Raw genomic sequence first — 13,400 nt, forward strand, 5'->3', positions numbered from 1 at the left:
TCACGCCTCCGGGGACGACCCGCGCGCCGCCGCCACCAGTGCGTCCATAACGCGCGTGTCGTCCCCCGCCTCCGGGTGCCATTGCACGGCCAGCGTGAAGCCGCGCGCATCCGGCAGCTCCAGTGCCTCGATGGTGCCGTCCTCCGCGTAGGCCGAGGCCAGCAGCCCGCTGCCCAGCCGGTCCACCGCCTGGTGGTGGTACGTCGGCACGGAAACCGGCTCCGGCAGGGTCGCACCCAACAGCGTCCCGGGGACCGGCTTGACGTCGTGGTGGTCGAAGACGCCGGGCGGCCCGGCGTGCCCGTCGAGGTGCTGGACGAGGGTGCCGCCCAGCGCCACGTTCAGCAGTTGCATCCCCCGGCAGATGCCCAGCATCGGTACGCCGTCCGCCAACGCGGCCTCGATCAGGGCCAGTTCCCAGGCGTCCCGGTCCAGGGAGGGCGGACCGGTCCGGGGGTGCGGCTCCGCCCCGTACCGCGCCGGGTCCACATCCGCGCCGCCGGCGATCACCAGCCCGTCCAGGCGGGCGACGGCCGCGGCGGCGGTCTGTGGGACACCGGGCGGCAGCAGCGCCGCCAGCCCGCCCGAGCGCTGGACGAGCCGCGGGTATCCGGTGGGCACCAGTGTGGCGGGCAACGTCCAGACGCCCCACTGGGCCTCCTGCTGATACGTGCTGATGCCGATGAGCGGCTGGGACATGCGGTGTGATCCTCCGTGAGTCCAGTGTGGCAAGGCCGGGGCCGGCCGGGGAGTCCGGCCGGCCGTGGCGACGGCGTTGTTCTGTCGTATCGAGGTCGTGTCGGGGGCGCGTCGGGGGGTGCCGAGTTGTGTCGGGGGCGGATCGGGGGTGTGTCGAGCGGTCGGGGTCGCGCCGAGGCGGCATCCAGGCCCGGTCGAGGCGGCATCGAGGTCGCGCATCGGGTGCCGCCCCGGCGCTGTGTCAGTCGCGTGCGAGTTCCGCCTCCGCGGCCGCCAGTGCGGCGAACTCCTCCTCGGGTGCCGCGGCCACCAGCCGGTGCCGCGAGTAGAAGGCGAAGTAGGCGAGCGCCACGACGTACACACCGAGGGCGATGAACGCGGCGTCCTTGTCGACCAGGAACGTCGCCACCAGCGCGGAGCAGGCGAGGACGAACGCGACGGACGAGGTCAGTGTGCCGCCGGGGGTGCGGTAGGGACGGTCCAGGCCGGGCTCGCGGCGGCGCAGCGCGATGTGGGACAGGGCCATGAGGGCGTAGGAGATGGTGGCGCCGAAGACGGCGATGTTCAGCATCCGGGCGCCGTCGCCGGTGGCCGCGGCGAGCCCGAAGCCCAGCGCGCCGGGGACCAGCAGGCCGAGGTAGGGGGCCTTGCGGCGGCTGGTGAGGGAGAGGAAGCGGGGCAGGTAGCCGGCCCGGGAGAGCGCGAACAGCTGCCGCGATCCGGCGAAGATCAGGGAGAAGAAGGAGGCCACCAGGCCCGCGAGTCCGGCGTAGTTGACGATCCGGCTGAGGGTGGTCGGCTCGCCGTCCGGCTGCAGTGCCTGGACCAGCGGATCGCCCACGGACTGGAGTGCGGCGCTGCCGCGCGCTCCGGTCGCGGCGACAAAGGTGATCAGCGCGAGCAGCAGCAGAATGCCCATCGCGGCGGCCATCGCCTTCGGCAGGGAACGGGCCGGGTCCTTGGTCTCCTCGGCGGCCAGCGGTACGCCTTCGATGCCGAGGAAGAACCACATACCGAACGGGAAGGCCGCCCAGATTCCGAGAATGCCGAACGGCAGCCAGGAGTTGGCGCCGAACGCGTCCTCCTTGACCGGGATGTCGTTGAGCCCGTCCACCCGGAAGTCGGTGAGGGCGGCGAGCGCGAAGACGACGATGGCGGCGACCGCTATGGCGGTGACGATCAGGCTGAAGCGCAGTGCCTCGCCCACGCCCCACAGATGGATCCCGATGAAGAGGACGAAGCAGGCCAGATAGACCGGCCAGCTGGAGTGCAGGCCGAAGAGGCCGAGCGATTCGACGTAGTCGCCGATGAAGATGGAGATGGCGGCCGGGGCGAGGACGTACTCGATGAGGATGGCGGTGCCGGTGAGGAAGCCGCCCCAGGTGCCCAGGGCGCGCCGGGCGAAGCCGTAGCCGCCGCCCGCGGTGGGCAGGATCGAGGCCAGCTCCGCCAGCGCGAAGACCAGGCAGGTGTACATCAGGCCCATCAGGACGGCGGCGATGGCCAGGCCGCCGAAGCCGCCCTGCGCCAGTCCGTTGTTCCAGCCCGAGAAGTCGCCGGAGACGACATAGGCGACGCCCAGACCGGTCAGCAGCAACGGTCCCGCGCTGCCGCGGCGCAGGGTCCGCCGCTCCAGGTAGGCGTCGTCGGGCGCCGCGGTGCCGCCCGGGGCGGCGGCGCCCGAGGGCGCGATGGGCGGTGCGGTCTGCGATTCCGTGCTGTCGGCCATGAGCCGCTCCTGCCTCGCCGAAGGGTGTCGGAGTAAAGGTTTGGGGGCATACCTTTGCTCTCCGTGCGCGTCGGCGCAAGACCCGTGCGTAAAAGACTGGTGACGAGACGGGGGAAGGCCCCGTCACGGGGAGGTCTCGTCGCCGGAGGCCTCATTGCGCCGCCGGGGAGGCGAGGAAGCCGCGCAGCAGTGCGGCGGTCCCCCGGCAGTGCTCCCGCATCACCTCGCGGGCGCCGTCCGCGTCGCCCTCCAGGACCGCCTCCACCAGGGCGATGTGCTGGGTCTGGGAATGTTCCAGATTGCGTACCAGCAGCGGAATGCAGTCCAGCAGATCGTTCACGGTCGCCCGCACCGCCGCGTACTGCGCCGCCAGCGACGGTGAGCCGGACAGCTCCGCGAGGGTCAGATGCAGCATGGTGTCCCGCCTGCGGTAATCCCCGAGCGGCGCGTCATGGGTCGCCGCGAGCGCCGACCGCAGCCGGTCGCTCTCCTCGGCGGTCAGGCCGTGCGCCGCGCACAGCCCGGCCGCGCCCACCTCCAGCACCTCCCGGAAGCGCAGCGTGTCCTCCACGTCGATCTTCTCGATCCGGCGCCGCAGCTCGGCCTCGCCCGGCGTCTCCGTACGCACCCGTACGAAGGTGCCGCCGTAGCGCCCGCGCCGGGGCTCCACCAGGCCCTCGTCCTGCAGCACCTTGAGCACCTCCCGCAGCGTGACCCGGCTGATCTGCAGCCGCTCGGCCAACTCCCGCTCCGCGGGCAGCCGTTCACCCTGCGGCACCAGGCCCAGCCGGACGATCTGGAGTATCTGCTCCAGCGCCTCCTCGAAACCGTTGCCGGCCCGCACCGGACGCAGCACCGGTGCCAGACGATCCGCCGCACCGTCCATCGGGACCCCTTCCCAATCAATGGTTCGTGTGCCTACCTTATGCACTCCGGATGCAGTGACAGGAGGCAATACCGTGGCAGACCGCACGCCCCCGCTCTCCGTCGAGGAGCTCAGAGCCCTCGTCGACACCGGGGAGATCGACACTGTCGTCCTCGCCTTCACCGATATGCAAGGCAGGCTCCAGGGCAAGCGGTTCGCCGCCCGCTATTTCCTCGACACGGTCCTGGAGCACGGCACGGAGGGCTGCAACTACCTCCTCGCCGTCGATGTCGACCTCAATACCGTCGACGGCTACCGGATGTCCTCCTGGGAACGCGGCTACGGCGACTTCGCGATGCACGGCGACCCCGCCACACTGCGCCGCACCCCCTGGAACCCGGGCACCGCCCTGATCACCGCCGATCTGGCCTGGCCCGACGGCTCGCCGGTCGTCGCCTCCCCCCGGCAGATCCTGCGCCGCCAGCTGGACCGGCTCGGCGAGCACGGCTGGAGCGCGTACGCCGGCACCGAGCTGGAGTTCATGGTCTTCAAGGACACCTATGAAGACGCCTGGTCGCGCGGCTACCGCCAGCTGACCCCCGCCAACCAGTACAACGGCGACTACTCCGTCCTCGGCACCGGCCGCGTCGAGCCGCTGCTGCGCCGGATCCGCAACGAGATGGGCGCGGCCGGCATGACCGTCGAGTCCGCCAAGGGCGAGTGCAATCTCGGCCAGCACGAGATCGTCTTCGTCTACGACGAGGCGCTCGTCACCTGTGACCAGCACAGCATCTACAAGACCGGCGCCAAGGAAATCGCCGCGCAGGAGGGCATGGCGCTCACCTTCATGGCGAAGTACGACGAGCGCGAGGGCAACTCCTGCCATATCCACCTCTCGCTCCAGGACGAGGACGGCCGACCCGTCCTGGCCGACGACGACGGCCCGTACGGCATGTCGCGGCTCATGCGGCACTTCCTCGCCGGCCAGATCGCCGCGATGCGCGACTTCACGCTCTTCCACGCCCCCAACATCAACTCCTACAAGCGCTTCCGCCCCGGGTCCTTCGCGCCCACCGCCGTCGCCTGGGGCCCGGACAACCGCACCTGCGCGCTCCGGGTGGTCGGCCACGGCCGCTCCCACCGCCTGGAGAACCGCCTGCCCGGCGGCGATGTGAACCCCTACCTCGCGGTCGCCGCCATGGTCGCGGCCGGCCTGTACGGCGTGGAGAACGAGCTGGAACTCCCCGACGCGACCACCGGCAACGCGTATACGGGCGACGCCGCTCACGTACCCACCACCCTGCGCGAGGCCGCCGAGCTGTGGGAGCGCAGCGCGATAGCGCGCGCGGCCTTCGGTGACGAGGTCGTCGACCACTACCGCCACATGGCGCGCGTCGAACAGGACGCCTACGACGCCGCCGTCACGGACTGGGAGCGCTTCCGCTCCTTCGAGCGCATGTAAGGAACCACGCTGTGTCGCATGGTCTGCACGAGCTGAACATCCTCAACCCGGCCACCGAAAACGTGGTCGCCACCGTCCCCACCACCTCCGCCGCCGAGGTCGACGCCGCGGTCCGGTGGGCCGCCGCCGCCCAGGAGACCTGGGCCGCCGTGGCGCCGGGCGACCGGGCCCGGATCCTGCGCCGGTTCGCCGACGTCGTCGACGCCGACATCACGCAGCTCGCCGAACTGGAGCTGCGCGAAGCCGGCCACCCCCTGGGCAACGCCCAATGGGAGGCGGGCAACGTCCGCGATCTGCTGCACTACGCCGCCGGGGGAGTGGAGCGCCTGACCGGCACCCAGATCCCGGTCGCGGGCGGCCTCAACCTCACCGTCCAGGAGCCGCTCGGTGTCGTCGCCGTCATCGCCCCCTGGAACTTCCCCATGCCGATCGCCGCCTGGGGCACCGCCCCCGCGCTCGCGGCCGGCAACGCCGTCCTCCTCAAGCCCGCCGAGACCACCCCGCTCACCGCGCTCCGGCTCGCCGAGCTGGCCTTGGAAGCCGGCGTGCCCGAGGGTCTCTTCCAGGTCCTGCCGGGCGAGGGACCGGTCACCGGCACCGCGCTGGTCGACCACCCCGGCGTCGCCAAGGTCGTCTTCACCGGCTCCACCGCGACCGGCCGCCAGATCGCCGCCCGCTGCGCGGCACTGACCAAGCGGCTGACCCTGGAACTCGGCGGCAAGAGCCCCAACATCGTCTTCGCCGACGCCGACATCGAGGCCGCCGCGGCCGCCGCCCCCGGCTCCTTCCTCGACAACACCGGGCAGGACTGCTGCGCCCGCAGCCGCATCCTCGTCCAGCGTTCCGTGTACGACCGCTTCATGGAGCTGCTGGAGCCCGCCGTCAAGGCGTTCGTGGTGGGCGACCCGGCCGACCCCGCCACCCAGATGGGCCCGCTGATCTCCGCCGCCCAGCGCGAGCGCGTACGGTCCTACGTCCCCGAGGACGCCCCGGCCGCCATCCGCGGCGAGGCCCCCGCCGGCAAGGGCTTCTGGTACCCGGCCACCGTCCTGGAGGGGCGGCCCGAGGACCCTGCGGCCACCGAGGAGATCTTCGGCCCGGTCGCCGTCGCCATCCCCTTCGACGACGAGGCCGACGCGGTCCGGATCGCCAACGCCACCGACTACGGCCTCTCCGGCTCCCTGTGGACCCGCGACGTGGGCCGCGCGATCCGTGTCTCACGGGCCGTCGCGGCGGGCAATCTGTCCGTCAACTCCCATAGCAGCGTGCGGTACTGGACCCCCTTCGGCGGGTTCAAGCAGTCCGGACTCGGCCGCGAACTGGGCCCGGACGCGCTCGCCGCCTTCACCGAGACCAAGAACATCTTCATCAGCACCGAGCCCAGCACGAAGGAGCCCTCGTGACCGATCAGACCGCCGTGTGCCGCCGCCTCGTCGGACGCACCGCCGTGATCACCGGAGCCGGCAGCGGGATCGGCCTGGCCACCGCCCGCCGGCTGGCCTCCGAAGGGGCCGACGTCGTCTGCGCCGACATCGACGACAAGGCCGGCAAGGCCGCCGCCGAAGAGGTCGGCGGCACCTTCGTCCAGGTCGATGTGACCGACTCCGAGCAGGTCGAAGCGCTCTACAAGATCGCCTTCGACACCTACGGCTCGGTCGACATCGCCTTCAACAACGCCGGCATCTCGCCGCCCGACGACGACTCGATCCTCACCACCGGCCTCGACGCCTGGAAGCGCGTCCAGGAGGTCAACCTCACCTCCGTCTACCTGTGCTGCAAGCACGCGCTGCCCTACATGCAGCGCCAGTTCGAGCAGACCGGGCGCGGCGGCTCCATCATCAACACCGCGTCCTTCGTCGCCGTGATGGGTGCCGCCACCTCCCAGATCAGCTACACCGCCTCCAAGGGCGGCGTGCTGTCCATGTCCCGCGAACTGGGCGTGCAGTTCGCCCGGGAGGGCATCCGGGTCAACGCCCTGTGCCCGGGGCCGGTCAACACCCCGCTCCTCAAGGAGCTGTTCGCCAAGGACCCGGAGCGCGCCGCCCGCCGCCTCGTGCACGTCCCGGCCGGCCGGTTCGCCGAGCCCGAGGAGATCGCCTCCGCCGTCGCCTTCCTCGCCAGCGACGACTCCTCCTTCGTGAACGGCGCGGAATTCCTGGTCGACGGCGGTATCGCCGGGGCCTACGTCACTCCGCTCTAGCCCCTCTGTAAGGTCCATGACCAGCACCGGAACCGGCAGTCGTGCCGGTTCCGGTGCGCGTTCCGCCCCCCCATGCGTCAAGGAGGATGCATGCGCGCCAAGCGCACCCTCGTCTCCGGCCTGCTCGCGGCCGCCGCCCTCACGGCCTCGGTGCCCGCCGCCACCGCTGTGCCGACACCTGCCACACCTGTCGCACCGCGCGCCGACTGCCCGCAGCTGTCCGAGAGCCTGCAGTGGTACGGCCACAACCGGGCCAAGCTCCAGAAGATGATCGACGAGCGCGGCAGCTGCTCGGGGAACGGAGGCCCGCGCCCCGTCGCCGTCTTCGACTGGGACAACACCGTCATCAAGAACGACATCTCCGACGCCACACTCGCCTGGGCCCTCAAGCACGACAGGATCCTGCGGCCCAAGAGCTGGAAGGCGACCAGCCCCTGGATAACCGACGCCGCCGACCGGGCCCTGACCAAGGCGTGCGGCACCTCCGTCCCCGTCGGCAAGCCGCTGCCCACCTCGAAGAACGTGGCCTGCACCGACGAGATCTTCGAGCTCCGCGAGACCGCGAAGACCATGGGCGGTGAGAACGCCTTCGCCGGCGAGTGGAACCACCGCCGCACGGTCCCCCAGTACGCCTGGGTCCCGCAGCTGTTCGCCGGCCACCGCCCCGCCACCCTGCGCGCGTTCGCCGCGAAGGCCCGCGCCGAGGCCCTGGCCGCGCCCGTCGGCAGCACCCGGACCGTCGGCACCCACAAGGTCGCCGGTTACATCCGCTACTACGACCAGCAGCGCGACCTCATCCGCACCCTGAAGAAGGCCGGCTTCGACGTCTACATCGTCTCGGCCTCCTCCGAGACAATCGCCGAGGCGTGGTCGGACGGCGTCGGCCTGGACCGCGAGCACACCATCGGCATCCGCAGCATCAGCCGACACGGCCGGCTGACCACCGGCATCCGAGGCTGCGGCGACGTCAAGGACGGCCACGGCGAGGTCCTGCCGTACATGGACGGCAAGCGCTGCTGGATCAATCAGGAGATCTTCAAGATCAAGGGCGCGGAGGCATGGCGCCAGCAGGACCCGGCGCACCGCATCGCGCTGGGCGCCGGTGACGCCGACACCGATGTGACCTTCGTCAACGACGCCACCGGCGCGCACCTCGCCATGAACCGCAACAAGACCGAGCTGATGTGCCGGGCGTACGACAACGCCGACGGCCGCTGGGTGATCAACCCGATGTTCATCGAGCCGCTGCCGCGCAAGTCCGGTGGCTACCCCTGCGCCACCGAGGGCTACACCAACACCGACGGCATCCCCGGCCCGCTCCGCCGCCCCGACGGCACCGTCGTGCCCGACCAGCGGGACCGCGTCCACGGCTGACCCGGACCTCCCCGAAGCTCTTGAGGAGCCGGGGGGACCCCCATCGCCCCGGGCGGGGCCGCACCGGCGCCCTGTGACGCCGTTACAAGAAGGTGCGGCCCTCGCCCCGGTACGTCGGCACGCTCTCCACCACCCGGTCCCCGTCGATCAGCCGCAGCTCCGCGAACCGCTCACACAGCTCGCCGGCCTTCGCATGCCGGAACCACACCTTGTCGCCGATCCGCAGCCCGTCCGCGGCCGGCCCGAGCAGCGGCGTCTGCACCTCGCCCGGCCCTTCCTGCGGGTCGTAGCGCAGCCCCGCCGGCAGATACGGCACCGGCAGCCGGTCACTGCCCGCGGCCCCCGACGCCGGATAGCCGCCGCCCAGCACCGTCACCGTCCCGGGCCCCGGCCGGCGCACCACCGGCTGGGCGAACAGCGCCGCCGGACGCCCGCTGAAGGAACGGAAGTTGTCGAACAGTCGGGGAACGTAGAGCCCCGACCCGGCCGCGATCTCCGTGACCGCCGCCTCCGCCGCCGTGTGCTGCACACTGCCCGTGCCGCCGCCGTTGACGAACTCCAGCCGCGGCACCACCGCCCGCACCGCGCGGACGGCCTCCCAGCGGCGCCGCGCGAGCTCCTTGCGGGCCGCGGCCTGCATCAGCCGGACCGCCCGCGAGAACACCGGCTTCCCGGCGACCTCATCGCCCACGCCCGCCACATGCCCCTCGTACCCCATCAGCCCGACCAGCCGGAATCCGGGCCGCCGCACCACCGTGCGGGCCAGCGCGGCCAGTTGGGCCGGCGCACGCAGCGGCGACCGGCGGGCACCGACCCGGACCTGGCCCCCCATCGTCCGGTAGGAGGTGTCCAGTTCCAGACAGACCCGCACCTCCTCGCCACCGCCGGCCGGCCTGGCCGCGTCGATCAGATCCAGCTGCGCGGGATCGTCGACCATCACCGTCACCGCGGCCGCCAACTGGGGATCGGCGGTCAGCTCCGCGAGTCCGGCCCGGTCCACCGACGGATACGCCAGCAGCACGTCGGTGAAGCCGGAACGCGCCAGCCACAGCGACTCGTCGAGCGTGAAACTCATGATCCCCGCGAAGCCGTCCCGCGCCAGCACCCGCTCCAGCAGAGCCCGGCAGCGCACCGACTTGCTCGCCACCCGGATCGGCTTGCCCTTCGCGCGGCGCACCAGATCGGCCGCGTTGGCGTCAAAAGCCCGCAGGTCGACGACGGCCAGCGGTGCGTCGAGGTGGGCGGTAGCCCGGTTGAGTGAGGTCTCCCCTGCTCGAACGTCGTTGAGAGCTGGGGGACGGGCCCTGTCGCCATCGGTGTCGGGGGTGTACCGGTCCATGGCGGCAGCCTGCCAGACTCGGCTACCACTGGGTAGGGGAAGGATCGCGACAGCGTGATGGGGTACCCCCCGCTCCTTGAGAGTTTGGGGGAGGGTTGGAGCGGTGGCCACACCAGACCGTACAGTGGCTCAACGCCGCAACCAGCAGGTCAACGGCGGGATGTCCGGATACGAACCAGCCTGCCCCGATTGACGATCGGGCCGGGGATCAGCGGCGCGAGGGGGAGCGCGGGTGAGCACCGACGCCGATTACGCGGGCGTGGACCGTGTCCCACCGATACCCCCCCAACCGCCCCAGAGGCCGATCCCCGAGCTCTCAACCGGGTTCGAGCAGGGGAGACCCCCATCGGCCACCCCGCCCGCCGACGACCCGCAGACCACCGTCCTGCGCCCGGTACCGTCCGCCCCCGCCGTCCCCGCGCCCGGCGCCCCTAAGGGCCCCCTGCCGCCCGCCGCCCCGCCGCGTCCCATGGCCCCGCCGCCCGCGCCGCCCCGTCCCCGTACGGAGCCGTCCGCCGGACCGCCGGCCGCGCCACCGGCGCCCACCGTCCCACCTCGGCCCAGGCACCCCGAAGCGCCACCGGCACCTGCCACCCCACCCCAGCCCAGGCGCCCCGACGCATTCCGCGACACCGCCGCCTTCCACCTGGCCAACAGCCAGGCGCTGTGGAACGAGGCCACCGGTCGCGGTACCGGCACCCCGCAGCCGACCCGCAAGCCCGCCTCCGCGGCCCCGTCCGCCGCCCCCGGCGGGGAGCGCCCGCCGCACTCCTCCCGGGACCGGACTCCGCTGCCGTCACAGTCAGTTGGCGTACCCGGCGGTCCGCTGTCGTCCCCGCGCCGGCCGTCCGCGGTACGCCGCCCCCGCGCCCGGGTGGTCGCCGCCGCGGTCTGCCTGGTCCTCGGCATCGGCCTCATCGGCGGTGCGGCGGCCGGGAGTTGGCTCACCGGCGGCTCCGACACCCGCCCCACCCGCCAGGCCACCTTCGCCAAAGGCCGCGACGTCTGGCACAGCACGCCCGTCGACACCCTCTTCCCGCGCACGCTGAACGGCCTCGGCCTCGGCCCCGGGGGCGCCGACCGCACCTGGATCCGGATCGCCGTCGCCCCCGCCGGCGGCTGCGCGGACGCCCTCGGCCCGGAGCTGGCCAAGGCGCTCTCCGCGGCCGGCTGCACCCGCCTGCTGCGCGCCACCTACGCCGACGTCACCCGCACCAGCGTCATCACGGTCGGTGCCCTCGTGACCAAGGGCGACGCGAACGCCATGCTGGCGCTCAACACCCGCTTCAGCACCAAGAACCTGGCCGGCCGCAAGGACCTGATGCCGCTGCCGTACCCCGCGAAAGGCACCCCGGCCGCGGACTTCGGGCCCGCCCAGCGGGCCAGCTGGACCGTCCGGGTGCTCACCGACATCCCCGTGGTCGTCTACGCCGTCTCCGGCTTCGCCGACGGCCGCGAGGTCACCGACCCGCAGCCCGCCGAGGTCGCCGCCCGGCCCGGCAACACCACCGCCGCGGGGGAGTCGGGCCTGGCCCACGACGCCAAGAACATCGCGGACCTCGTCCAGGCGGCCTTCCGGAAGGCGGCCGGCAGCCCCACTCGGACAACGGAGACGCCATGACCAGGGCCCTGCTGCGCGGTGTCGCCGTCGCGCTGGCCTCCGCCACGCTGGCCGTGCTGCCCGCCCTCCCCGCACAGGCGGCCGACGGCATCCGCGGCCAGGAATGGGCCCTGGAGGCGCTGCACGCCGAGGAGGCATGGCGCACGACCAAGGGCGAGGGCATCACCGTCGCCGTCCTGGACACCGGCGTGGACGCCGACCACCCCGACCTCAAGGGCCAGGTGCTGCCCCAGAAGGACCTGATCGGCTTCGGCGCCGAGCCCGGTGATGACTCCTGGGCCGTGCACGGCACCGGCATGGCCAGCATCATCGCCGGTCACGGGCATGGCGCGGGCCGCGAGGACGGCGTCGTCGGGGTCGCCCCCGAGGCCAGGATCCTGCCGGTCCGGGTGATCCTCGAAGACAACGACCCGCAGCGCCAACGGGCCCGCACCGAGAAGGCCGGCGCCCTCGCCGACGGCATCCGCTGGGCCGCCGACCACGGCGCCGACGTGATCAATATGTCGCTGGGCGACGACAGCGAGTCCGCGCACCCCGAGCCGCGCGAGGACGCCGCCATCCAGTACGCCCTCGGCAAGGGCATCCCCGTCGTCGCCTCCGCCGGCAACGGCGGCAAGAAGGGCGACCACGTCTCCTACCCCGCCGCCTACCCGGGCGTCATCGCGGTCACGGCCGTCAACCACCTGGGCACCCGCCCCGCCTTCTCCACCCGCCACTGGTACGCCACGGTCTGCGCACCCGGGGAACAGGTCGTCATGGCCAACCCCGACCGCAGTTACTACAACGGCTGGGGCACCAGCCCCGCCTCCGCCCTCGTCTCCGCCTCCATAGCGCTGATCCGCTCCGCCTACCCCGACCTGAGCCCGGCACAGATCAAGCAGCTGCTCACCAGCACCGCGCAGAACACCCCGGAGGGCGGCCGGGACGACACCTTCGGCGCCGGCCTGGTCGACGCGGCCGCCGCTCTCAAGGCCGCCGAAAACCTCAACCCCACCCGCCAGAAGCCGTCCCCTGCCGGCTACGCCGACCGCTACTTCGGCCCCCGCCCCGCCACGGCACCCGCTGACGAGCTCCCCGTCAACTGGCTCCCCTGGACCGCCGGCACACTCGGACTGGCGCTCCTGGGCACAGCCTTCTTCCTCTGGCGCGCCCGTCCCAGGTATCCCTGACGAACGCCCACCCGGCAACGGAGCAGGCCAAGCGCAACGGATAGGCTCGCGGCGTGGCGCAGAAAAACATCCCCGAACCCGGCTTCTCCGACGACGACGGCTCCGCCGACCCCGCCCTCGCCGCGGCCCTGGCGGCCTACGGCGCGGACCGGACCACCGAGCCCCAGCTGCTGTCGGCGCTGACCGGCGCCCGTCTGCTGGTGCCGGTCGTCGCCGTCCTCGGAGAGACGGAGACCGGCGACGAGGGGGGCCGCGAAGCGTCGAACAAGGGCGGTGGTGGGCGACGTGAAGGGGGGCGTCCCGGAGGGACTCCCGCAGGGGTGGCGGTCGGGCGACGTGAAGGGGGGCGTCCCGGAGGGACTCCCGCAGGGGTGGCGGTCGGGCGACGGGTGGGCGGCTTGCGCCGCGAGAAGACCAGCGACATGGCCGTCCCCACCCTCCAGGCCCCGGACGGCCGCCGCGCCCTGCCCGCGTTCACCTCCATGGAGACGCTGCAACGCTGGCGCCCGGACGCCCGCCCGGTGGCGGTGCCCCTCCGGCAGGCGCTGCTCGCCGCCTCCCACGAGCAGGCCGACACCGTCGTCCTCGACCTGGCGGGACCGGTCACCTACCAGCTCACCGGGGCCGCGCTGCGCGCCCTCGCCGAGGGCCGGGAGAGCGCCGACCCGCTCAACGATCCCGCTGTCACCGACGCGCTGCGCGCCCTGCTCGCCGCCGAGCCGGCCGTCCGTATCGCCCATCTCGCACCGTCCGACGAGACCGACGCCACCCTCGCCCTCGGCCTGGTCCCCGACGCCCCCACCGCCGAGGTCGCCCAGCGGCTGGCCCAGGCGCTGGCCGCCGACGAGGCGCTCCGCGCCCGGCTCGTCCGCGGCCTGGACCTGGCACTCCTCCCGCCCGGTGCCACGCCCCCCGGAACCCCCCTCTTCCACCGCTGACCCC

At 72.8% G+C, this 13,400-nt stretch carries 11 protein-coding genes; 7 read left to right on the forward strand and 4 right to left on the reverse strand.

Annotated features, from left to right (window positions below; all coding sequences use genetic code 11):
- From K9S39_RS34910 to K9S39_RS34920, 3 genes are all read right to left on the reverse strand, one after another.
- The gene (locus K9S39_RS34910) at nt 1-699 is read right to left on the reverse strand and encodes a gamma-glutamyl-gamma-aminobutyrate hydrolase family protein (RefSeq protein WP_248867306.1); all 699 of its coding nucleotides are present in this window, start codon (nt 697-699) and stop codon (nt 1-3) included.
- A 241-nt stretch (nt 700-940) separates the two neighbouring features.
- Nucleotides 941-2,428 carry an ethanolamine permease gene (gene eat, locus K9S39_RS34915; RefSeq protein WP_248867307.1) on the reverse strand — a complete coding sequence of 496 codons (1,488 nt, stop codon included), beginning with the start codon at nt 2,426-2,428 and terminating at the stop codon, nt 941-943.
- Between the two features lie 151 nt (nt 2,429-2,579).
- Complete coding sequence (locus K9S39_RS34920) at nt 2,580-3,314, reverse strand: FadR/GntR family transcriptional regulator (RefSeq protein ID WP_248867308.1); 735 nt, start codon at nt 3,312-3,314, stop codon at nt 2,580-2,582.
- 73 nt (nt 3,315-3,387) lie between these two features.
- Between K9S39_RS34920 and K9S39_RS34925 the strand changes: the two genes are divergently transcribed.
- The 4 genes from K9S39_RS34925 to K9S39_RS34940 all read left to right on the forward strand — a co-directional run bounded on the left by K9S39_RS34925 (nt 3,388) and on the right by K9S39_RS34940 (nt 8,329).
- On the forward strand, nt 3,388-4,755 hold the full coding sequence (locus tag K9S39_RS34925) for a glutamine synthetase family protein (RefSeq protein ID WP_248867309.1): 1,368 nt from the start codon (nt 3,388-3,390) through the stop codon (nt 4,753-4,755).
- Nucleotides 4,756-4,766: 11 nt separating this feature from the next.
- Nucleotides 4,767-6,158 carry an aldehyde dehydrogenase family protein gene (locus K9S39_RS34930; protein WP_248867310.1) on the forward strand — a complete coding sequence of 464 codons (1,392 nt, stop codon included), beginning with the start codon at nt 4,767-4,769 and terminating at the stop codon, nt 6,156-6,158.
- Nucleotides 6,155-6,955: a 3-oxoacyl-ACP reductase gene (locus K9S39_RS34935; protein WP_248867311.1), complete on the forward strand. Its 801-nt coding sequence runs from the start codon at nt 6,155-6,157 to the stop codon at nt 6,953-6,955. The genes K9S39_RS34930 and K9S39_RS34935 overlap by 4 nt, the downstream gene beginning before the upstream one ends.
- A gap of 90 nt (nt 6,956-7,045) precedes the next feature.
- Nucleotides 7,046-8,329 carry an HAD family hydrolase gene (locus K9S39_RS34940; protein ID WP_248867312.1) on the forward strand — a complete coding sequence of 428 codons (1,284 nt, stop codon included), beginning with the start codon at nt 7,046-7,048 and terminating at the stop codon, nt 8,327-8,329.
- Nucleotides 8,330-8,411: 82 nt separating this feature from the next.
- Here the strand turns inward: K9S39_RS34940 and K9S39_RS34945 are convergent, their stop codons facing one another.
- Nucleotides 8,412-9,668: an amino acid deaminase/aldolase gene (locus tag K9S39_RS34945; protein WP_248867313.1), complete on the reverse strand. Its 1,257-nt coding sequence runs from the start codon at nt 9,666-9,668 to the stop codon at nt 8,412-8,414.
- Between the two features lie 232 nt (nt 9,669-9,900).
- On the opposite strand from K9S39_RS34945, the gene K9S39_RS34950 reads away from it, so the two are divergent.
- The 3 genes from K9S39_RS34950 to K9S39_RS34960 are packed head-to-tail and all read left to right on the forward strand — an operon-like array spanning nt 9,901 to nt 13,396.
- Nucleotides 9,901-11,289 carry a hypothetical protein gene (locus K9S39_RS34950; RefSeq protein ID WP_248867315.1) on the forward strand — a complete coding sequence of 463 codons (1,389 nt, stop codon included), beginning with the start codon at nt 9,901-9,903 and terminating at the stop codon, nt 11,287-11,289.
- Nucleotides 11,286-12,458 (forward strand): type VII secretion-associated serine protease mycosin, encoded by a 1,173-nt coding sequence (gene mycP / locus K9S39_RS34955; RefSeq protein ID WP_248867317.1) that lies wholly within the window; start codon nt 11,286-11,288, stop codon nt 12,456-12,458. Before K9S39_RS34950 ends, mycP begins: the two co-directional genes overlap by 4 nt.
- Before the next feature lie 53 nt (nt 12,459-12,511).
- On the forward strand, nt 12,512-13,396 hold the full coding sequence (locus K9S39_RS34960; protein WP_248867318.1) for an SseB family protein: 885 nt from the start codon (nt 12,512-12,514) through the stop codon (nt 13,394-13,396).
- Nucleotides 13,397-13,400: the final 4 nt, after the last annotated feature.

The sequence above is a fragment of the Streptomyces halobius genome (genome assembly GCF_023277745.1).
Lineage (GTDB): Bacteria > Actinomycetota > Actinomycetes > Streptomycetales > Streptomycetaceae > Streptomyces > Streptomyces halobius.